The 18,932-nt window shown below is 69.5% G+C and carries 23 protein-coding genes, 1 tRNA gene and 1 pseudogene; 2 read left to right on the top strand and 23 right to left on the bottom strand.

Features of this window, described 5'->3' with window-relative positions; genetic code table 11:
• Positions 1 to 74: 74 nt before the first annotated feature.
• From G3I60_RS28480 to G3I60_RS28470, 3 genes are all read right to left on the bottom strand, one after another.
• Positions 75 to 740: a response regulator transcription factor gene (locus tag G3I60_RS28480; protein ID WP_164294864.1), complete on the bottom strand. Its 666-nt coding sequence runs from the start codon at positions 738 to 740 to the stop codon at positions 75 to 77.
• Positions 733 to 1,785 carry a sensor histidine kinase gene (locus tag G3I60_RS28475; RefSeq protein WP_164294906.1) on the bottom strand — a complete coding sequence of 351 codons (1,053 nt, stop codon included), beginning with the start codon at positions 1,783 to 1,785 and terminating at the stop codon, positions 733 to 735. Before G3I60_RS28475 ends, G3I60_RS28480 begins: the two co-directional genes overlap by 8 nt.
• A 164-nt stretch (positions 1,786 to 1,949) precedes the next feature.
• On the bottom strand, positions 1,950 to 2,492 hold the full coding sequence (locus G3I60_RS28470) for a hypothetical protein (RefSeq protein ID WP_138359513.1): 543 nt from the start codon (positions 2,490 to 2,492) through the stop codon (positions 1,950 to 1,952).
• Between the two features lie 200 nt (positions 2,493 to 2,692).
• Between G3I60_RS28470 and G3I60_RS28465 the strand changes: the two genes are divergently transcribed.
• Positions 2,693 to 2,779, top strand: a tRNA-Ser gene (locus tag G3I60_RS28465).
• 142 nt (positions 2,780 to 2,921) lie between these two features.
• Here the strand turns inward: G3I60_RS28465 and G3I60_RS28460 are convergent.
• The 20 genes and pseudogenes from G3I60_RS28460 to G3I60_RS28365 form a co-directional block, all read right to left on the bottom strand.
• Positions 2,922 to 4,349, bottom strand: a complete 1,428-nt coding sequence (locus G3I60_RS28460; RefSeq protein WP_164294863.1) for a site-specific integrase — start codon at positions 4,347 to 4,349, stop codon at positions 2,922 to 2,924.
• Between the two features lie 57 nt (positions 4,350 to 4,406).
• Positions 4,407 to 4,597, bottom strand: a pseudogene (locus tag G3I60_RS28455) (helix-turn-helix transcriptional regulator).
• A 330-nt stretch (positions 4,598 to 4,927) separates the two neighbouring features.
• Positions 4,928 to 6,484 (bottom strand): YfjI family protein, encoded by a 1,557-nt coding sequence (locus tag G3I60_RS28450; protein WP_164294861.1) that lies wholly within the window; start codon positions 6,482 to 6,484, stop codon positions 4,928 to 4,930.
• A 373-nt stretch (positions 6,485 to 6,857) separates the two neighbouring features.
• Positions 6,858 to 7,757: a bifunctional DNA primase/polymerase gene (locus tag G3I60_RS28445; protein WP_164294860.1), complete on the bottom strand. Its 900-nt coding sequence runs from the start codon at positions 7,755 to 7,757 to the stop codon at positions 6,858 to 6,860.
• 87 nt (positions 7,758 to 7,844) lie between these two features.
• The gene (locus tag G3I60_RS28440) at positions 7,845 to 8,009 is read right to left on the bottom strand and encodes a hypothetical protein (RefSeq protein ID WP_164294859.1); all 165 of its coding nucleotides are present in this window, start codon (positions 8,007 to 8,009) and stop codon (positions 7,845 to 7,847) included.
• 83 nt (positions 8,010 to 8,092) lie between these two features.
• Positions 8,093 to 8,926, bottom strand: a complete 834-nt coding sequence (locus tag G3I60_RS28435) for a phosphoadenosine phosphosulfate reductase (protein ID WP_343241237.1) — start codon at positions 8,924 to 8,926, stop codon at positions 8,093 to 8,095.
• Between the two features lie 38 nt (positions 8,927 to 8,964).
• Positions 8,965 to 9,210 carry a hypothetical protein gene (locus G3I60_RS28430; RefSeq protein ID WP_164294858.1) on the bottom strand — a complete coding sequence of 82 codons (246 nt, stop codon included), beginning with the start codon at positions 9,208 to 9,210 and terminating at the stop codon, positions 8,965 to 8,967.
• Positions 9,207 to 9,425, bottom strand: a complete 219-nt coding sequence (locus G3I60_RS28425; RefSeq protein ID WP_164294857.1) for a hypothetical protein — start codon at positions 9,423 to 9,425, stop codon at positions 9,207 to 9,209. Before G3I60_RS28425 ends, G3I60_RS28430 begins: the two co-directional genes overlap by 4 nt.
• A 19-nt stretch (positions 9,426 to 9,444) precedes the next feature.
• Positions 9,445 to 9,639, bottom strand: a complete 195-nt coding sequence (locus G3I60_RS28420) for a hypothetical protein (RefSeq protein ID WP_164294856.1) — start codon at positions 9,637 to 9,639, stop codon at positions 9,445 to 9,447.
• Between the two features lie 97 nt (positions 9,640 to 9,736).
• Entirely contained in the window at positions 9,737 to 9,988 is a 252-nt protein-coding gene (locus G3I60_RS28415) for a hypothetical protein (RefSeq protein WP_164294855.1), read from the bottom strand.
• Positions 9,989 to 10,128: 140 nt separating this feature from the next.
• Entirely contained in the window at positions 10,129 to 12,381 is a 2,253-nt protein-coding gene (locus G3I60_RS28410; protein WP_164294854.1) for a cell division protein FtsK, read from the bottom strand.
• A 107-nt stretch (positions 12,382 to 12,488) separates the two neighbouring features.
• Positions 12,489 to 12,782: a hypothetical protein gene (locus G3I60_RS28405; RefSeq protein ID WP_164294853.1), complete on the bottom strand. Its 294-nt coding sequence runs from the start codon at positions 12,780 to 12,782 to the stop codon at positions 12,489 to 12,491.
• Between the two features lie 32 nt (positions 12,783 to 12,814).
• Positions 12,815 to 13,474 (bottom strand): hypothetical protein, encoded by a 660-nt coding sequence (locus tag G3I60_RS28400; protein WP_164294852.1) that lies wholly within the window; start codon positions 13,472 to 13,474, stop codon positions 12,815 to 12,817.
• The gene (locus G3I60_RS28395) at positions 13,471 to 13,830 is read right to left on the bottom strand and encodes a hypothetical protein (protein WP_164294851.1); all 360 of its coding nucleotides are present in this window, start codon (positions 13,828 to 13,830) and stop codon (positions 13,471 to 13,473) included. Before G3I60_RS28395 ends, G3I60_RS28400 begins: the two co-directional genes overlap by 4 nt.
• Entirely contained in the window at positions 13,827 to 14,870 is a 1,044-nt protein-coding gene (locus tag G3I60_RS28390) for a DUF2637 domain-containing protein (RefSeq protein WP_164294850.1), read from the bottom strand. Before G3I60_RS28390 ends, G3I60_RS28395 begins: the two co-directional genes overlap by 4 nt.
• Entirely contained in the window at positions 14,867 to 15,196 is a 330-nt protein-coding gene (locus tag G3I60_RS28385) for a hypothetical protein (RefSeq protein ID WP_203674074.1), read from the bottom strand. Before G3I60_RS28385 ends, G3I60_RS28390 begins: the two co-directional genes overlap by 4 nt.
• The gene (locus tag G3I60_RS28380; RefSeq protein ID WP_203674072.1) at positions 15,193 to 15,846 is read right to left on the bottom strand and encodes a GGDEF domain-containing protein; all 654 of its coding nucleotides are present in this window, start codon (positions 15,844 to 15,846) and stop codon (positions 15,193 to 15,195) included. Before G3I60_RS28380 ends, G3I60_RS28385 begins: the two co-directional genes overlap by 4 nt.
• Positions 15,843 to 16,136 (bottom strand): hypothetical protein, encoded by a 294-nt coding sequence (locus G3I60_RS28375; RefSeq protein ID WP_164294849.1) that lies wholly within the window; start codon positions 16,134 to 16,136, stop codon positions 15,843 to 15,845. Before G3I60_RS28375 ends, G3I60_RS28380 begins: the two co-directional genes overlap by 4 nt.
• Before the next feature lie 111 nt (positions 16,137 to 16,247).
• On the bottom strand, positions 16,248 to 17,018 hold the full coding sequence (locus tag G3I60_RS28370; RefSeq protein ID WP_164294848.1) for a DUF4097 family beta strand repeat-containing protein: 771 nt from the start codon (positions 17,016 to 17,018) through the stop codon (positions 16,248 to 16,250).
• Positions 17,019 to 17,094: 76 nt separating this feature from the next.
• A complete protein-coding gene (locus G3I60_RS28365; protein ID WP_164294847.1) occupies positions 17,095 to 17,565 on the bottom strand; it encodes a transcriptional regulator in 471 nt (156 codons plus the stop codon).
• 932 nt (positions 17,566 to 18,497) lie between these two features.
• On the opposite strand from G3I60_RS28365, the gene G3I60_RS28360 reads away from it, so the two are divergent.
• Positions 18,498 to 18,869 (top strand): winged helix-turn-helix domain-containing protein, encoded by a 372-nt coding sequence (locus G3I60_RS28360; RefSeq protein WP_164294846.1) that lies wholly within the window; start codon positions 18,498 to 18,500, stop codon positions 18,867 to 18,869.
• Positions 18,870 to 18,932 lie beyond the last annotated feature (63 nt).

Genomic DNA, 18,932 nt, shown 5'->3' with positions numbered 1-18,932 from the left:
CCTGGCGGTCAGGAACGACAGGAGGTGAGGTGCCGGGCGACCCGGCACCTCACCTCCTGTCGTTTCCCGTGCGCTCAGGCGAGTCCCGCCGCGATGGCGCGGCGCACGGCGTCGGCCCGGTCGCGGATGCCCGCCTTGGCGAACAGGTTGTTGATGTGGGTCTTGACGGTGGCCTCGCTGATGAACAGATTCTCGGCGATGGCCCGGTTCGGCAGGCCCTGGCCGATGAGGGTGAGCACCTCGCGCTCGCGGCGGGTGAGGTCCGCCGGCAGCGGCTGCTCCGGCGCGGGCGGCTGGGTGCGAACGGAGGCGAGGAGCCGGTCCTGGACCTCGCGGTCGAGCACGGACTGGCCGGCGGCCGCCGCCCGGATGGCCCGGACGATGTCCTGGCGACCGGCGTTCTTGGTCAGATAACCGCGGGCTCCGGCGCTCAGCGCGGCCAGGATCGAGTCGTCGTCGGCGAAGGTGGTCAGCACGACGACGGCCACCTCGGGGTGGTCCTCGGTCAGCCGGCGGGTCGTCTCGATGCCGTCCATGCGCGGCATGCGCAGATCCATCAGCACCACGTCGACCGGCCCGGCGGCGACCGCGGTCAGCACCTCGGTGCCGTCCGCCGCAGCAGCGACGACGTCGATGTCCTCGGCCAGCGCGAGGACCGCGGCCAGCGGTTCCCGGACGGCGGCCTGGTCGTCGGCGACGACCACCCTCAACGGCTGGTGTTGCTCGGTCCGTTCACTCATACGGGATCACTGCCTCCACCTGCCAGCCGCCCTGGTCCGGTCCCTCGGTGACCGGCCCCGCGGCGATGGTGCCACCCAACAGGGCGACGCGTTCGCGCATTCCGATCAGTCCCATGCCGCTGCCGGCGCTCACGGGCGCCGTACGGGTGGCGGGCCGGTTCCGGATCCGCAGCTCCGTCGACGAGACAGCGAACGCCAGCTCCACCGCGACCTCCCCGCCGGGCGCGTGCCGGGCCGCGTTGGTCAGCGACTCCTGGGCGATTCGCAGCAGGTTCTGGCCCACCTGGGCCGGCACCTCCCGCTCGGTCCCGGTGACGGTGAGGGCGTCGTGGTGCCCGGACGATGCGAGCATCGCGGTCAGGCTCTCCAGCAGCGGCAACGCGTCCTCGCGCAGGGCGTGCACGGTCCACTGCGCCTGTTTCAGGCTCTCCTTGACGAGGCTGTGCGCCTTGTCGTTGGCCGCCCGGACCTTCGCCAGGTCACCGGTGTCGAGCAGCGCGTCGGCCAGCTCCAGCTGCATGTTGATCCCGGCCAGCGAGTGCGCCAGGACGTCGTGCACGTCGCGGGCGATGCGGCTGCGCTCGGTCAGCACGGCGGTCCTGGCCTCGGCCCGGGCAGCACGCTCGGCGGACTCCGCCGCCTCGAGCACCGCCTGGAGCGCCCGCTGCCGGCCGCGGCGGACGATACCGGGCAGGACCGGGATGCCGGTGGCCAGGCCGACGGTCCAGGGCAGGACGTGGTAGCCCGGACCGAGGCGGAAGTAGAGGGCGCCGGCGCACAACAGGCTGCACAGCAGCGCGAGAACGAGGGCTGGCCGGGCCTCGAGGCGGTAGCCGATGTGACCGGCGAGGAAGAAGGCGAAGAGGTAACCCGATCCGCTGCTGCTGACGCCGATCAGCGCGGCCGCCGCGACGATGCCGGACGTCAGCCAGTACAGGGCGAAGCGCGGCGGCACGTCGGTCTCGGGCAGCGTCCGGGCCAGCAGCACCGCGCAGTTGATCACGAAGAGGACGGCGACCGCCAGGCCGCGCCCGCTGAAACCCATGGGCCGGATCGTCACGACTCCGGCGACGATGACCCCGACGGCCACCAGCCAGAGCCCCCAGGGGTCCCGCGCGGGAAACGGCCGGCGGGCCGGTGCCTGGTGGGGCGCCGGCCCGGGGCCGGGGGCGTTGTCGGGTATGGGCACGGCGTGACGATAGCCCACGGTCAGGCGGCGCGTTCGAGGGTGGACCTGCCGCGGTTCATGGTCCGGGCCGGCTTCAGGTGGGCCGTGATCCGGCTCCGTATGAAGATCGTGGCGAGGCGGGTGACCACCTCGGTGAGTGCCATCAGGACGAACGCCGCGACCCAGGCCTGGTCGCTGGTGATGTGGTGGGTGATGCTGAACCGGGCCACGTCGTCGGATCCGCCGTGACTGACCCACAGCTGGAAGCCCATCCGGGCTCCCATGCCGAGCACCCACAGGGCCGCCGAGACCAGACCGGCCTTGATCAGGAGGTGCCCGCCCACAGAACGGATCCGGGTGTAGACCCCGCCGGCGATGCCGAGGACGGCGCCCGCGCCCACGAGGGCGCCGATCAGCACCAGGTCGTTGCCCGCGGTGGGGATCGAGTCGAGGTACGTGTAGGCCACGAAGCTCACGATCCCCAGCGGAATCAGGAAGGACCGGAGGTCCAGGCGGCCTTCCCGCAGCTGCCGGAAGACGACGAGGACGAGGGCGATGTCGGTGATCCACTCGGTTGTTGTCATGCCCCAAGCCTGCTGCCGCACGGCTTTTCGCACCTGGACCCATGGGTGGAACCACGGGTGGAGATTCACCGGACGGGCCCGTCGGCGGGTGCTCCGACCGCCCTTTCGGGGAGCGAGCGGGCCAGGTGCCGGCCACCGGCCCTCCCGGAGCGCGTCAGACGCTAGGCTGTAGCCGCTCCACCGCAGGTGGGCGGGGCGCGGGAGGATTGCCCGAGCGGCCTAAGGGAACGGTCTTGAAAACCGTCGTGGCAGCGATGTCACCGTGAGTTCAAATCTCACATCCTCCGCAGCAGGTCAGAAGGATGCAGGTCAGAAGGGGTGCCTCTCTCTTAGAGGCACCCCATCTGTGCTGAGGCTGTCTCACCTCGTTCCGCCCGTATCCCACCTCTGACCAGTGCGTACGGGCCATACGCGGGCCAGATTGACCGGCTACTCTCCGTGTTCCATGGGTTCTCTGGCCTCTTGGAGTGAGCGCGAGATGCGAGCGTTGTCGTGCTCCTGGCGGCCCTTGATGACCTTCGCGTAGAAGCGGAACAGCACGGTGACGCTGTGGCCGGCGCGACGGGCCACTTCCACCGGATCCACGCCCGCTTCGATCCAGAGCGAGACGCCGGCCTGCCGTGCTGAGTAGGGGACTTCAGCGAGGGGACTCGCGAACTCATGCGGGGTAAGCACCATCTCCCTGGCGACCCGCCACAGATCCGTGTACTCGGTCGAGCGAACGCGTCCACCTTCGACGGCTCGGAAGAGCCGTCCGTCCGCCGCAGTGCCGTATTTCTTCAGGTGCTCCCGCAGCAGGCGAACCAATTCTGGCGGAATCGGTACCGAGCGAGTGGCCTTGCGAGCGCGGTGCTTCAGGCCGCGTTTTTCGTATGACAGCCCGTCGTCGGTCCATCCGGAACCCACTTCCGGGCGGCTTTCGCCTAGGATCAATTCCCCCCACGCCTCGGCATCCGCCGCGTCCGGAAGAGCACACGCTTCACGCCCGAGTGCCGCAGCCTCGGAAGGGCGCATAGCCGCGTAGTACAGGCACCCGAAGAACGCTTTCAGATGCTCGCCCCGTTCACGTTGCTCACCAACAGCATTGATGAGCATGCGGGCCAATGCGGCGCCGGGGACGTAGCGGAAGTCAACTTCATCATCGGTCTCCGGCGGTTCCCAGTCGATCCGTGTGAGGGGATTGACTGGCAGTAGGTCACATTCCACGGCGTACCGGAGAGCATTGCTGAAGACCGTGTACTTCCGGCGCGTGGTGTTGAGAGCGGCCGTCGTTCCATCCTTCTTCCGGGCCAGTGCGTCCAGCGCGGCCCGTACGGTGGTTGACCTGCCCAGTTCGCTGACCTGCATGGAATGCTCAGCGATCCATACCAGCGCGGCGGCCACATCGTCCGGAGGCGGCTCCATGGTGGATCTGGGCTTGAGGACGGCATCGGATCCGTCGCGGATGAAGCGGAACGCCCACGCGTACAAAGCGATTCGGAGAACGTCACGGTGGGGTGCGCCTTTGGTGTCCCGGACGAGTACGGGCGTGAGCGTGGCCAAGGTCTCTGCGATGCTCGCGCGGTGTTTGGCCGAAGCATTGGGCCATTTCATCAGGGCGTATGCGCAAGCATGCGCATACCAGGTAGGTGAATTCAGCGCGCGCAGCTCTGACTCGGGGAGTCCGGTCTCTAGGTCGAATTGCTCGCGACGCCGAAGCGCTTCGAGCAATTGGGACTGCCGTCCCTCGGCTTGGGTCTTCAGTCGATAGCTCTGCGAGTGCTCGCGCTTCTCCACTCTCCAGCGCAGCTCGTACGGCTTGCGGCGGCCCGCCCGCTGACGAATCGACCACACTTCCACTTCGTAACTCAGGCTCATGGGGCTCCCAAAGCAAAGGGCCCGACGCTCGGCGTCGGGCCCTTCCGTGTTGATGGATCAGTGGCAGATCTCTTCGCAGGCGCTCAGCCATGCGTCGAGGTCGCGGCGGCGGACGCGAATCTGTCCGTTCGGCAGCTCATGGTTTTGGGCGCCTTGCCCCGTGCGCGCATCCGGTAGAACGCGGCACGGGAGATGCCGATCTCGGTCAGGACTTCGGGGAGCTTGAGGTTCGGGCAGGTGGTCGCCACGGTGGCACTCCTTGCTGTCCGGGCGGGGGTGGTGCCGCAGAAACCGCAGAATCCGCAGAAATACGCGGTAGGGGTGCTGACCTGCGGCGATGGTGTCTCGTCGGCGGGCGGGCGGTGAGCCGCAGAAACCCGCGGAAGTCCCGCAGAAATAACCGGGTGGGTGCCGTGCCGGGTGGCTGCCCCGGCGGCGGCGCGGTGGGTCCGGGTATTTCTGCGGGCGTTTCCGGGGTTTCTGCGGCGGCGCCCGCTGTGGCGCGTGTTGGCGCGTGTGTGCAGGTCAGCGGGGGTGCGGGGTATTTCTGCGTATTCTGCGGTTTCTGCGGCGGCGGGTCAGGCTTCGGGGTCGGTCAGGTAGGGGTGGACGGTGTAGCGGGGGGAGGGCGGTCGGCCGCGGCCGGTGGTGCGTGGGGTGGCTTGGGCGCGTACGTAGCCGTGGTCTTCCAGGACGTTCAGGGCCGCGTCCAGGTCGGTGACGGCGGGGAACTCGGCGCGGCTGACCTTGGCGAACAGGTCGCGTTTGCTGACTTCGGGCCAGTGGTTGGCGCGCAGCACGTCCAGGACGGTGCGGGCGCGGTCGGCGGCTTCGTTGGCGCCCATGCGGTCGAATACCGCCAGGGCGTGGCCGGCGAAGTAGTCGGCCAGTGTGATGGCGGCGTTCATGGTGTCGGCGGTGACGGGTTGGTTGTGGCCGCGGTCCAGGTGTTCGGCCAGGTGCAGAAGCCCGGCGATGCGGACGGCGGCGCCGGGGAGTTTGGATGCCCAGTCGGAGATGTGTCCGAGCGACCCGCCGCGGGCGGCGAGTTTGGGTTCCAAGCGCTCCTGGAAGCCCTGTAGGACGGTGTCGGCGTCCGGGGTGAGCTGAAGTAGGGCGGGGTCGGTCCAGCCCGCCAGGGACAGCGTGAGCGTGACGACGTTGCGTTCGTACGCGTCCGCAACCGCTTCGGTCACCGGTTCGGGCAGGGTCTTGCGCTGACCGAGGAGGGATTCCGGCAGGGAGTACAGGAATCTGCCGAGTAGTCCGCGGCCCTTGGCCCCTTTGATCTTGGCCATGCCGTCCAGGACGGCCGGTTGCACCGACAGGCCCATGGTCAGCGCGGGATGGTCGATGTACTCCTTACGGGTCTGCCGGTTGACCCGCAACCGGTCCCCCGCATGCCCGGCAAGGAACGGGCCCATATTGGGTGCACCGGAGTAGCGCCCGGCGATGATGTCGAAGATCTCGCCTTCCGCGGACATCAACGAGATGCGCCCGCCTTGATCAGCCATCAACGACGTGATGGTCTCCGCCGTGGCGTCGTCGGCGAGCAACTGCGGTTCGGGCGGGATGGTGAGGGATTCGGCGGCTTGGGCCATGCCGACCGCTTCGGCGATGAGTTGGTCCCGCCCTGTGCCGGATGCTGCGGCGGCTTTGCGGGTGGCTTTGTCTGCGGCGTCCTCGGCGAGTTTCGCGGTCAGGGTCGCTTCGATGATCGCGGGCATGGCCTGTGCTTTGAGCTCCTTTTCCGCTTCGTACAGCGGGTCGCTCATCGCGGCAAACACCGCCGACTTGCGGTTGCCCGGGGGCAGCGCGCACACGGTGAACAGGTTCGTGGGTTCGCGCCAGCGTCCACGGACATGGACCACGGACCGGCCGCCCGCGGCGGTGGCCAGCACTGCCAGGGCGACGCACCCGGCCAGGTCCACGGGGGTCTGTGTTTCCTCGGCAACGGCGGCGGTGAAGTCCCGCAGCCAACCGGGGAACGCCGTGACGGGGAAGTCGGGGAGCTGACGGCGCCGTTTGAGCGGTAGCGGGTCCTCCCACGGCGCATCGGCCGGCACGGTGTCGGGTGCGTCCACGGCGGGGAACGCGGCCCACAGGTCGGCGTCTTCCACAGGCTGAGCGTTCATGCGGCCTGCCTCCCTTCGGCAGGGTTGCGGAGAGGGCAGGAGGCGCGGTGGGCGAGGTGCTGTTCCACCACGCGCAGGACGCCGCGCCGGTCACCGGCGCGGCGCTCGAAGCCACAGGCACACCACGCGTGCGCGGAGACCCGCTCCGTGTAGTATTCCGGCGCCACGATGCGGAGCCACGCCACCACCCACGCGGGACCGGCGGCGGGGGTGCGCGGGTCAGGACCGACAGGCACAGAAGGACGGCCTGCGGCCGACGACTTTCGGGCAACGACCGCCCGCCCGGCAGACGGCTGGACGGGGGGTGCGTCCGCGGCGCCGGTGAGGCTCAGTTGTTTGCTCTTAATTGCTTCGGATTCCGCGCCGGTGGCCGTCATGCGAGCCTGCCCAGGTTGCGGGCGATAGACCAGTTCAGGGCGTGCGTGATCGTGGCCCTGCACTCGCGCTCCGAGAGCCCGGCCGCCAATCCGGCGCAATTAAGAGCTTGCTCCACTTCCGCACGGTCGAGATCACCGGAGGCGACGAACCGACCCATCGCACGGGCGGCGCGGGTCAGCTTGTCGTTGCGTTCGCCCTCAACGGCGCCCCGCACGGAGGCTTCCTCGTTGCGTAGGCCCACAGCGGCGTAGGAGGACGCGTCGCGCGCTACTAGGGCGGTGGGGGCGTGCCGGGTGGGCGGTGCGTGGGTGAGCGCGTCCTTCAGCCACGCGGGCAGCGGTGCTACCGGCAGGTCATCCAGGACGGTGTACGCACCGACCCGGGTGGCGCTTCCCGCGGCGACGACGTAGCCACCCCACGCCCGGGTATCGATCTTTTTGCCGAGGTGGTCGCGGGTGTTGTGCAGCCGCACCCCGTCCGCAGCGGTGAAGTACAGGTGCTGGCCACCGCTCGCAGTCCGCACCCGGTAGGTGGCGGGCACGGTCTGCCCGGCGCGCTCGCAGAGCGCTGCAAAGGTCGCCGCGCCGGAAGGCGTGCCCTTCGGGTCTTTCGGCTTGGGCATGTCCAGATCGACGACGACCAGCCCGGCCGGTCCGGTCGCGATCCCGATGTTGAACGGGCGCACCGCCCACGCGGCCCGAAGCCGGTCGGGGTCGGTGGTGGCCTGCTGTTCCCACTTGCGGTGTCCGGCCGCACAGGGCCCGGTACCGGGGCAGGACGTTTCTCCGTGCAGGGCCGGGGGCTTGTCGCCGACGCGCAGGGGGAAGACGGGCCAGCCCTGTTCAGCGGCCTGAAGTGCTGCCATCAGGAGCGGATTGGGCGGGTGATGGGTCATGCTGGGGGTTCTCCTGTTTCTGTCGAAGGGACGGAGAAGCCGAGGCGGTCGCGGTCTTGTGGTGAGAGGCGACCGCCTCGGGCACGTCTACGGGCAGGTCGGCTGCGCGGCCTCGGTGTCGTCGGCCATGTCGTCGAGCTGCAACAGCAGCTCTCCGAGCTGGCGACGGGTAACGCTGCGGACGTAGGGCGCGGGCCATCCCGCGCAGTCCAGCTCTACGGCCACGATCTCGGCGGGGTCGATGTCCATCACGGGCTTCTCCTTTTTGATCTCAGCGCCGGGGACTTCCGGCTCTGGAGAGCGTTCGAGGGGTCGTCTGGGCTCGTTGGGGTTGGTCAGGTCATGCACCATCCGGAGTCGCATCCGGGGTCGGTGTCGTCGAAGGGCAGGGTGTCCACGCCGTCCGGGATGGCCAGCGCCAGGGGGCGCAGGAACCGGGTCAGCCAGACGTGGTCTTTGCCGAGCGTGTCGCGGCGCCGGTTCAGCAGCGCTTCGAGGTCGCAGGCTTTGACGAACAGCGCGGGTTCGTCGCGGCGCATGTCGTGCCAGTTCTCCGGGCGGGCGAAGGGGCAGAACCAGCACGCGGATTTCGGCGGGACCGGCAGGCCCGCCGAACGGATGATGCGGGCGCAGTCGGTGCGGCGGATGCCGAGCTCCAACAGCGGGTATTCGATCCGCTCGTGGGGTTCGCAGCGGCGGTTGTTGGCGCGGCTGATCTCATCGACGCTGATCCCGATCCCCACCGTGGCGGGGTTGGTGCGGCTTGCTCCCCGGCGTTTGAGTTCTTTGCCGATGACCTTGATTTTGAAGTCCCCGGTACAGGCCCGGGTGCCGGGTGCCCCGTTCGACATCCGCACCGGTATGGGTAGCGAGCGGGAGCCTTCGCGGGTGATGCGGCCGTAGAGGGTTTCGGGGGTGCCGTCGCGGCGGATGCGTCCCACGGTGGTCAGGTCGATGCCGTGGGCGGCGGCGAACGGGCGGGCGTGATCACGGACGTAGGCGAGGGTGGCGGGCTTCTCGGAGTCGTCACCGACGTTGGCGAAGATGAACGTCGAATAGTCCAGGGTTCCTTGGGCGGCCAGTACCAGGGCGGCCATGGACTGCCAGCCACCCCCGAAACTGAACGCCTTGACGGGCTCGGGGTCGGTCTTGGGTACGGGTTTTGTCACGGGCGAGTTCTCCTGTTCACGGGCGGAACGAGGGAGGGTCAGGCGGCGCGGTGGGCGGGGAAGGTCAGGACGGTCGCGAGGCCGGCGACCGGCTCGGGGTCCGATACGGGGAGGGGTTCGCGGGCATCGGGCGGCGGCTCGGGTGCCTCGCTGCGGGTCTCGCCCAACACCAGATCGACAGCGGCGATCTCGCGGCGGCCCCGCACGTAGCCGATGGCTACGGCGGGGGCGGCGAGGATGCCGGGGCCGAACACGCACGCGGCGGCGATCAGACCGGCGCTCATGCCGCGCCGCCCCGGGTGGTGGCCAGCAGCTCGGGGAGCGTGCCACCGAGGGCGGCGAGACGGTGTTCGATGGCCTGCCAGGATGCGGGGTCGATGCTCATCAGCCCGTACGCGGCTCCGGCGGTGTCACCGCTGCGGAGGGCGGTGAGTGCGTCGCGCAGTTCCCCTGCGGCCATGAGCGTGATGCGGCCGGTGGGCTCGGTGCTGGAGTTCATGGCGGGTCTCCGATCAGGTCTACTGGATGACCTTGTTCAGGGAGTTCACGACGGCGGTCATCAGCTCATCGACCGTTGAGGACGCTCCGGTCCGGGCGAGGTAGAAGCCGAACATCAGGGCGATGAAGGCCGATCCGAAGCCGAGGGTCTTGGAGCGGAGCAGGAAGAACAGGACGAGGCCGAACAGGAAGAGCAGGGACACGGTCACGGCCATGAAGGCGCTCCTTGGGAGGGTCGCGTGAGGTGCTGGGGTGGGGCCCGCCGGGCGCGGGCACAGGGCCGGCGCGCCGGGCGGGGAGGTGCCGGGACGGTCAGCGGGTGCCGTCGCGGTGGATGCGGCGGGCGACGTTGAACAGGTGGCGGCCGACGCGTATGCGCTTGCGCTCGCCCCGGCAGCGGCGGCACGTCTTGCCGGGCTTGAGGCGCCCGCGCCGGTCGGTCTTGAGCGCGTAGCCGAAGCCCTTGCACTTGCGGCAGTTGCCGAACGGGCTGGCCGCACACAGACTCGCGTAACAGAGCGTAGCGGCGAGCAGGCAGGCGATAGCGAGGAGCGTTGGGGTCATGGCGGGGCCTCCGGGCCGGTTTTCGGGGTTTCCGCAGGTGGGCCGCTATGCGCTAGCGACCTGATCAGTGCCCGTATGGGCCGCTATCGGGGCTGCTATCGATAGCAGGTGCGACCGCTATCGATAGCAGCCCCGGGGACTCAGCTCACGTCCCGGTTTTGGTTACGCTCCGCGATCGCGGTGGTGATGTCGTCGCGCTTGATGCCGCGCTTGTTGACGAACTTCCCGTCGATGCGGCGGCCGACCTGTCCGGCGGTGATGCCGTAGGGCTTGAGCGTGGCGGTCAGGTGCGCGGTCTGCTCCTCGCCGCTCATCTGGGCCCAGGCGCCGTAGCGTTCGGGCCGCAGGTCCGCCAGCCGTTCGACCACCGTCTCGTTCCACACCTTGGCCTCGTCGGCGGGGAGCACGGCGAGGATGTCGGGCAGCAGGGTGTCTGCCAGCTTCTCCGCCTTGGGTGCGTTCGGGTTGGGCAGGGTGCCGGCCGCGGCGCGGGCGGCATGGGCGCGCTGGCAGATCGTCTCGGCGGTGGCGTTGTCGATGTAGTAGGAGCGCACGATCTGCGGGTTCGGGCCCGCTCCGACCAGGTAGCCGATCCCCAGGTCCTCGGCGGTGAACGAGGTCGCGCGGATCCCGTTCTTGTACATCGAGGTGCCCAGGACCATGTCGTTCTCGGGCTGGCCCATGACCTGAAGGCAGAACCGGATCCCGACGTTGGCGCTGATCGCCTTGGGCAGGCTGTCCGCGTCGGGGCGCTGCGTGCCGAGCAGCAGGATCACGCCGAGCGCGCGGCCCCGCTTGATGATGGCGGTGGCCAGTTCTGCGGCCTTCTTGCCGAACTTCTCGTGGGTGAAGACTTCCTGGCACTCGTCGATGGACATCACCAGCGGGTGCAGGCCGAGCGACTTCTTCGCGGCCAGGGCGGGGGTGACCTTGTTCTCCGGGCAGATGTCCTTGGGCAGTCCGTTGATGACCCGTGCCCGGCGGTCCAGCTCGCCGTGGACGTACCGCAGGGCGTCCATGCAGTCCTCAACGGTGGCGTCATCACCAGGGCCGGAGCCGTAGGAGTGGGAGATCGGGGAGAACGAGGAGAAGTCCCCGGTCCCCTTGAACTCCCACGTGTGCAGCTCCGCCGTGGGGTCCATGGCGGCGGCGAGCAGCAGGATCCGCAGCGCGAACGTCTTGCCGCGGCCGGGCATGGCGCCGGTCAGGAAGTTCGCGTACATCAGGTCGAAGCCGACCTGCCGGCCCCGCGGGTCCGTGCCGTACGGGACGGGCTTGAACAGCGAGGTGGTACCCGTCTTGAGCAGCGGCCACGCCGGTTGCGGGGCGCGCGCCATGTCCTGATCCCCCACCCACAGCATCACCCGGCCGGGGTGTTCCCCGGGGACCGGCTCGGGCCACACGCAGCCCAGCGACTTCCGCAGACCCGACGCCAGGCGCTCGCGCCGGTCCAGCACATCGGACACGGTCACCCCGTACGGGACGTCGATGTCCGCGCGCCAGCCTTTGCCGTCGCGCTGGATCGGGGCCTTGAACTCGATGCCCGCATGGCCTTTGGAGATCTGCTTGTTGATCTCCGCGATCCCCAGCGCTCCGAAGGCGCGGGCCACGATGTCGGAGGTCAGGCGCATCACCTGCGGCAGGTCCACCGCCCGGGTGATGACCGGTGCGTCCTCCGGCCGTCCGAGGTGTCCCAGGGCCATGAGCAGGGCGCCGAGCGAGACGGCCTGAAGCCAGCCCGGGGCCAGCACATGCAGGGCGAGCGCGGCACCCAACCCGACGACGGATGCGAGCACCATGATCAGGGTCCGCAGCCGCACCCGGCCATCGCGCTGCCGCGACAGCTTCAGGTACTCGCCGGCGTCCTCCCTTTCCACCATCGCCAGGCGGACCGGCTCGCCTTCCTTGTCCGCGACCCACCGCATCGTTCCGCCGAGGAACTTCGCCGCCCCCCGCGGGGACAGCAACGCGAGGCGCACGGCGTAGGCCGGGGAGCGGAAGGCGTGATACCCGGCGGTGTGGCCGTAGTGCCCGGCCACCCACCCGGCCGCCGCTTTCAACTCCACAGCCGACTGCAGCCACATCGGTACGACCGGGCGGCGCTTGGCGCCCTTGATGCGGTCCATGAACCCGGGCCCGACCGGGGCCGGTCCATCGACCATCACCGGACCCGACCCCGGACCCGACCGGGGCGGGGCCGGATGACCCGACCCCGTACCCGACGCGTCCCCGGTCGGGTCGGCCGACTCGCTGCCCGACTCGCCGGTGTGCGGGTCGGCCGACTCGGTACGGGCGGATCGGGCCTTGTCCAGGGACAGCACCTCGCCCCCGGAGTCGGCCGCAAGGTCGCCCTCCAGTCGGTTGAACAGTTCGTTCTCGTCGTCGTGATTCACTTCACGTTCCTTCCGGAAACGGGAGGGGATGGAAGGGGTCCGGCCGGCGCTTTGGTCGGTTGACGGCCGGACCCCGTACGCGGGGTGATTCGGGGCGGTGCGGTGCTTCAGATGTCGGTGAGCGCGGCAGTGGGGATCTCGTACACGGCCGTCGGGTCGAACGGCTCACCGCCGGGGAAACCGCTGTAGGTGCTGGCGGGGATCCGGACGTACCCGATGTGCAGGGGCGTTCCCTGCCGGTCGGTCGTGGCGTAGATGAACACGTCGGCGCCTGCGATGCGGCGCCCGCCGTTGAGGCAGGCGCGGGCGTCGCGGACACTCATCCGCCAGCCGCTCGCGCGGTCCCAGCGGACGATCGGGGTCAGGGTGTAGGACCGTGCGGTCCACTTCCGCTTGTTCACGGGCAGTCCTTCCGAAGGGTGTTCAGGGGGCTTCAGGCAGCGCGCTGTACTGCGGGGGCGGTGGTGAGTGCGTCGGCCCACAGGTGGTGCAGGGCGGACTGCCGGGACGGGCTCTTGGTGTCGCGGTTCTGGACGGGCATTTGCAGGCCCACGAAGTCATCCCCGCACGCGATCAGCAGCGGCTTGGTCGGGCCCGCGCCCCACACGGTCAGCGGGACGTTTCGCGCGGCGCTGCCCCACCGCCCCAGGAACGTGGGGTTGAGATCGAGCTCCGTCGTCAGGTTCGGCACGGCGCGCATGGCGTCGGCGATGAACGTGCGCCAGTCGATCCGCCGCGCTCCCGACAGATTCACGGTCGGCACCGCCAGGGCCATGGCGCCGGCGGTGAACGACAGGCACTGACCGCCCGCCGACAGATCCAGGAACAGCGGTGTCATCCGGGTCAGCGTCGCGAACGAGCGGACCGCCTTCAGATCGGCGGCCGACACGAATGCCGACCATCCGGCAGCCGTGCCGCGGTGGACCGGGCGGCGGGTGACGGCCATCGTGTAGCGGTCCGTGGCGATCGCGTACAGGTGCGTGGCGTCCGCCTCGAACCGCACACCATTGATCACGGGCAGAGTGGTGTCCGCCGAAATGTGCGGGGTGATCTGCTTGAGCAGGTGCGGGAAGTCGACGATCGGCCCGATCATGCCGCCACCGCCCCACTGGATACGGGCATCGACCCGTAGGCGTGGATCTCGACCCGCACCCCGTCCCACAGGGTCTGTGCCAACAGCACGGCCGACGTGGACAGCTCCCGGTAGAACACGTCCTCCGGACGAATGCCCAGGATCTCGCGCCACGCCTCGAAATCGGACAGGCCCTCATGCGCGGACACGACGACCACCGGCCGCATCCCACCGTCCGCGTACGTTGTCTTCACCTGAACATCGGTGGCCGGCAGGGACGCGAACGCGCCCACCTCGCACAGACGACCCAAAGTGCGGATCGCGGGCTGCAACTGCCCCAAGGTCTCCCGGGCGGTACTCATGGTCTCGGTGCTCATGCTGCTTCTCCCTCGATGGCGTCCGTTGCGGTCGAACCGGTCTCGGTTTCGGTGGTGGGGTGGTCGATGTCCTGGACGGTGTGCAGGGGCTGCGACCGCTCCGCTTTGAGCACATCGCGCAGGGCGCGGGCGTTGGCCTGCGAGGTGTGGATCTCCGTGCGGATCCGGTCGGCGGTCAGCTTCTTGTCCGGCCACCCGGCGGTGGCCTGCCGGGCGGCGGCGAGCAGTTCCTCCCAGGTCCGCGAGGTAGGCGCAGGCTTGGCCGGGCGGCGCGACGTGCGCGCCTTGGCGGGCGGCTCGCTTGCCGTCTCCGGGGCCGGTACCTGGTGTGCGTCCAGCACGGCCGATGCGGCGGCGGGCGGGTCGGCGGGAGCCGGTTCGGGGGTTGCGTCACCGAGCTTGAGCAGGACCCGGGTACGGCGCGGAGTCTTCGACCGCCACCTGAGCCCGTGTTCCTCGCGCAGGTCCGCCCGCAGCAACTGGCGCTCGCGCTCGCGGTCCAGGGCCTCGCCGTATTTGGTGATCTCCCACAGCGTCATCCGCCGCCACAGGGCGAAGGTGGACAGGGGTGCGAGGATCCAGCGGGAGCGGCGGATCTTCTCCATCCGGCGCCCGGTCACCACACCGATCCGCGCCGCGTAGACGTGCGCGGCGACCTCGGACAGCACCACCCACAGAAGCGGCATCGTGCCGTGCGCGATCCGCGCCGACAGCGAGGTGCCGGCGGCGATGTTGAGCCAGCACGTCACCCCGGTCAGGAACCACGGCACGAACCGCACCCACGCCAGCGGCATGTCCATACGGATCAGCAGCAGATTCACCACGGTGAAGGTCGGGATGGCCAGGTCGATGCCGATCGGGAGCATCTGCGGAACGGTGAAGTCCCAGCTCTTCGCGGCGGCGGTCACGGTGTCGAACGACAGGGCGAACCCCGTCCCACCGACCCCGACCCCCAGCACCGTGGCCACCATCAGCAGGGACTGTTCGAACCGCGTCAACGGCGGCACCTGGACCGGATCGGGCGCGGTCACGGTCGTCATGGCCGGCCCCCGTCCAGGTAGGCGGCGCCCTCGTCAACCAGCCAGATGACCGGCGGATCACTGACGACCAAGCGGCCCGGGTCGAGTGCGTCCAGCGCGTCCAGGTCACCGCCCTCCGCTATGGCGTCCTCGGGCCCGCACATGCACTCGTCCTCGGTGGCGCCCTGCCCGATGGAGCAGGCGCAGCAGATCCCGAAGGGCCCGACCTCGCCCGGCCGCATCGTGCACCGGTCGCACTCGTCGGTGTCCGCGGTCCAGTCGTCGTCCTCGGTCGTCCCGGAGTAGGCGTAGTCGTAGTCGAAATCGTCGTAGTCGTAGGCGGTCACTTAGCACCTCCCGTGCGGGTCAGGTGGGTTCCTCGGCGGCCGGCGCGGCGGCCGTTGACCGTGGCGGCCGGGGCGGTGTTCTCGGCGATGTGCCAGCCGCCGCCGTTCTGCTTCGCGGCGTACATCGCCTCATCCGCCCGGCGCAGCAACACAGACAGGTCGGCGGCCTCGGTGCGGGTGTCGATGGCCACGGCGCCGATGGAGGCACCGACCGTCAGCCGGTGCCCTTCGAAGTCGATCGGCTCACGCAAAGCGCGCTGCATCTCACGGAGCATCCACAGCAGTTCAGCGCGGCTGCGCATGATGGTGATGGCGGCGAACTCATCCCCGCCTAAGCGGCCGATGACGGGGCCGTTGACCTGGCCCCAGGTGGTGAGGCGCTGCCCCACCGTGCGCAGGACCGCATCCCCCGCGGCGTGGCCGTGGGTGTCGTTGATCTCCTTGAAACGGTCCAGGTCCAGGACGTAGACCGCGCTGCGGACGTGGGTCAGGGCCCGGCCGGCGCGGGCGGTGAACGCGTCCCGGTTGAGCAGGCCCGTCAGCGGGTCGCGGCGGGCGGCTTCGACGCGGCGATGCATCCACAGGCTGTGGACCGACCAGCCGGACGCAAGCGGCAAAGCAGCGGCCACAGCGGCCAGGGCTTGGCTCATGCCGCCACCACCCGGGCCACCCACGCGTCCCGCGCGGCCGAATGACGCGGGAACGTCACCAGGTGGGTGAGCGCTTCGGCGTACAGCGCGTCCCACCCATCGACCTCGTCTCCGTCCTCGGCCTTGGCCATCAGGTCGGCGAGGATGTCGCGGGCCGCGGCCTCCCGGGCCGCCCGCTCCTCGCCGCTCTCGCCCTGCACCCCGAGGAACAGGTCCCGGTCGATGCCGAGCGCCAGCTCCTCGAACTCCTCATTGCCGATGACGTGCTGATTGCCGATATACGAACGCATGACGGAACTCCAGTAGACGAAGGGACGGAGCCGGGGCGGTCGTGGCCTGTTGGTGAGAGGCGACCGCCCCGGGGTGGTGCAGGACCCGGCGTTGCACACGGGCCCGAAGGTTTAGTGGGTGCGGACTCGGCCGCTGACCGAGCGGGCCTGCACCCGAACGTCATGGGCACCGCTCACCTTCACGTCGCCGGAGACGGTGGTGGCACGCAGCGTCCCGGAGGCGGTGGCGGTGGCGTAGACGCGTACATCGCCGGAGGTGGTGGTCAGGTCCGCTTCGGTGCCGGCGTAGCGGTCGATGGTGATGTCGCCAGACACCGTGCGAGCGGTGAGCTGTTCGACTAACCGGCCGATGAGCAGGTCACCGGAGGTGGTGGTCGCGTTCAGGCGCCGGGCGGCGCTCACGTCCAGGTCACCGGAGACGGAGCGGAACTCCATTCGTTCCACCTCGCCGTGGACCCGGGTGGACGCCGATTGGGAGACCACCGCGAGGCATGATCCGGCGGGCAGGAAGACGCGGGCCACGATGGGGCTGACCGCCGGGGTCGTACTGCCACCGGCGATGATGCGGCCGTTGATGATCGTGATGCCCGTGACGTTGCCGTGCACGGTGGTTGCGGACTGCGTGACCCGGTTGCCGTGAACGCTCTGCATCACCGTGTTGTCGGGAAGCCGCGGAACCTCCACGCTCATGGCCTGACCGTCCTGGCCGGCCCGGGCTTGGTGGATCGCTTCGGCGGCCGGGCCGGAGGAATCCTCGGTCCGCAGCACCACGGTGGCGGCCTTGATGCTGTCGAGTACCTGCACGTGCACGCTGCCCATCGGCAGCTCCAGCCCGAACACGACGGGGCCGGCGGTTTGGGAAACGAAGGTGCGTTCGGTCATGGCGAAACTCCTGTGGTGAGGTGCGGGGCGGTCGCGGCCGTGCGGTGAGAGGCGACCGCCCCGGGCGGGCGGTGGGTCAGACGGCGGTGATGATGAGCGCGGCGACCAACAGCCACAGGTGGTGGAAGGACTGGTCCAGCGCGTAGGCGCCGGTGCCCAGGTGGGCGGCGGGTGTTCCGCCGGCCGTGACCGGGTGTGCGGGGTGGGCGGGGGTGCCGAGCTGGTAGAACTCGCTCTTGCCGGTGACCTTGGCCAGCCATGCCAGGGTGCTGCGGCGGTCGGCCCAGCCGTGCGAGAGAGCGTCGATACCCAGGCCGACCGTCAGCCCCAAAGCCGACAAGTGCAGCCCCAGGACAGCGGCCACGGGCAGCAGTACGGCGGCCTTGGTCGCGGTCAGGGTGGCGACGTGCCGGGCATCGGCGAGTCGGCCCGTCCAACCGGGCTGGCCCTTGGTGGCCGATTGGTGTGAGGTCTGCACCCAGTGATCACCCACGCTGTGAGCGACGTACAGGGCGATGAAGACCGCACCAAAGGTGGCTGCGTGCATCAGGACTCCTCGGTGACGAAGGGACGGAGAGAACCGGGACGGTCGCGGCCTTGGTGAGAGACGACCAACCCGAGCGAAGCCGAACCGGCTCCCCTCAACCCCCGTCCGTACCGCTGAGCGGTACGGACGGGGGGAGGCAACCGGCCGTAACGCCGTAGCGCTGCGGAAAGGCTGTAGCTGTGCAGCCGCGCGGGAGCGCCGGACACGAGGCCCGGGACCGCCGGCGCGGCGGGCGTTCGGTGAAGCGACCGGCGCCGGAGCGGTGATTCACCGTGGCGGCGCCTGCGTATGTCGTTGGAACACAACAACCCCCAGGTGGAAGGAACAGAGGTCGCCAGCGCGGTTCGCAGCACAGATGCGCTGCGGAGAGGCTGGGTTGCGCTGTACGTCACCCGACGTGCCGTCGGGTGACCGCCTACTTGGCCGGGGAGAGGCGGTGTGATCCCCATACGTGTCCGGCTGCCGCGGGTCGTCGCGCCCGTCTGCCCTTGCGGGTACGGGTGGCATCGCTCGCCCGGCCGGGCTGTTCCGGTATCACCCTGAAACAACCACCAACCACGTTCTCGGAGACGTTCCGGCCGCTCCGAATGCCGTTCTGATCTGCCCTGCTCACCCCGAGCCCGACCTAGCGGGCCCACCGGCTCAACCGCTGTCACCTCCCGGATCACCTCCGGGGTCGTCACCAGCGAGACGCAACAGATCTTCGATTTTCAAGCAACAAGCACTGCCTTCGAGCCCTGAAAAAGCGGCCTCCGGGTGCCGTGCAGGTACTGCCGCACCGCCGGTGCAGGCGGGCACTGAGCAGCTAAAGCAGCTCCCTATGGGCCGGGAACTCCGTGCTGTTACGTGCCAGCATGTACCAGCACAGAAGATTGCGCAAGATGTGGTGCGGAGAGACGTGCTAGGACGTGCTGGCCAGTACGCTCGAAGCTGTGACGATCGCTGAAGACGACCCCAGACAGCCCTTCCAGCAGGCCGCCGACACCCTTCGGCAGGAGATCCGCGGCGGTGGCATCAAGCCCGGTCAAAGGCTTGGATCCGTACGTCAGCTGGCCGATCGCTTCCAGATCTCCCCCACGACGGTTCAGCGCGCTCTCGCGGTGCTGCGGGATGAGGGCCTGCTCAAGACCACCAGCCGCGGGAACTTCGCCCGGGATGAGGAGAGCGCGTCGCAGACGACCGAGAGCGGGTCGGCCGGCGGGCTCACGGATGTTCTGCGGGAGCTCTCGGAACTCCGCAGCCGCGTAGAACGACTGGAGTCCGCTCGCAGCGGGGAGAGCGAACCGGACGAGGGCTCGCAGTAGACGACTTCGCTCGATGTGGTGCACGACACACCTCCTTTGGTGTGTCATCAGTTCAGCGCTACT

The organism is Streptomyces sp. SID13666 (genome assembly GCF_010548325.1).
Lineage (GTDB): Bacteria > Actinomycetota > Actinomycetes > Streptomycetales > Streptomycetaceae > Actinacidiphila > Actinacidiphila fildesensis.
This window is presented reverse-complemented; position numbering and strand designations above follow the sequence as displayed.

Coding starts and splice junctions, on each gene's coding strand:
- G3I60_RS28420 (WP_164294856.1), bottom strand. CDS start 9,639: ATGGCCGTGACCGTGTCCCTGCTCTTCCTGTTCGGCCTCGTCCTGTTC.
- G3I60_RS28400 (WP_164294852.1), bottom strand. CDS start 13,474: ATGATCGGGCCGATCGTCGACTTCCCGCACCTGCTCAAGCAGATCACC.
- G3I60_RS28365 (WP_164294847.1), bottom strand. CDS start 17,565: ATGCACGCAGCCACCTTTGGTGCGGTCTTCATCGCCCTGTACGTCGCT.
- G3I60_RS28470 (WP_138359513.1), bottom strand. CDS start 2,492: ATGACAACAACCGAGTGGATCACCGACATCGCCCTCGTCCTCGTCGTC.
- G3I60_RS28415 (WP_164294855.1), bottom strand. CDS start 9,988: ATGACCCCAACGCTCCTCGCTATCGCCTGCCTGCTCGCCGCTACGCTC.
- G3I60_RS28460 (WP_164294863.1), bottom strand. CDS start 4,349: ATGAGCCTGAGTTACGAAGTGGAAGTGTGGTCGATTCGTCAGCGGGCG.
- G3I60_RS28430 (WP_164294858.1), bottom strand. CDS start 9,210: ATGAGCGCCGGTCTGATCGCCGCCGCGTGCGTGTTCGGCCCCGGCATC.
- G3I60_RS28370 (WP_164294848.1), bottom strand. CDS start 17,018: ATGACCGAACGCACCTTCGTTTCCCAAACCGCCGGCCCCGTCGTGTTC.
- G3I60_RS28450 (WP_164294861.1), bottom strand. CDS start 6,484: ATGAACGCTCAGCCTGTGGAAGACGCCGACCTGTGGGCCGCGTTCCCC.
- G3I60_RS28480 (WP_164294864.1), bottom strand. CDS start 740: ATGAGTGAACGGACCGAGCAACACCAGCCGTTGAGGGTGGTCGTCGCC.
- G3I60_RS28425 (WP_164294857.1), bottom strand. CDS start 9,425: ATGAACTCCAGCACCGAGCCCACCGGCCGCATCACGCTCATGGCCGCA.
- G3I60_RS28395 (WP_164294851.1), bottom strand. CDS start 13,830: ATGAGCACCGAGACCATGAGTACCGCCCGGGAGACCTTGGGGCAGTTG.
- G3I60_RS28445 (WP_164294860.1), bottom strand. CDS start 7,757: ATGACCCATCACCCGCCCAATCCGCTCCTGATGGCAGCACTTCAGGCC.
- G3I60_RS28390 (WP_164294850.1), bottom strand. CDS start 14,870: ATGACGACCGTGACCGCGCCCGATCCGGTCCAGGTGCCGCCGTTGACG.
- G3I60_RS28375 (WP_164294849.1), bottom strand. CDS start 16,136: ATGCGTTCGTATATCGGCAATCAGCACGTCATCGGCAATGAGGAGTTC.
- G3I60_RS28380 (WP_203674072.1), bottom strand. CDS start 15,846: ATGAGCCAAGCCCTGGCCGCTGTGGCCGCTGCTTTGCCGCTTGCGTCC.
- G3I60_RS28475 (WP_164294906.1), bottom strand. CDS start 1,785: ATGGGTTTCAGCGGGCGCGGCCTGGCGGTCGCCGTCCTCTTCGTGATC.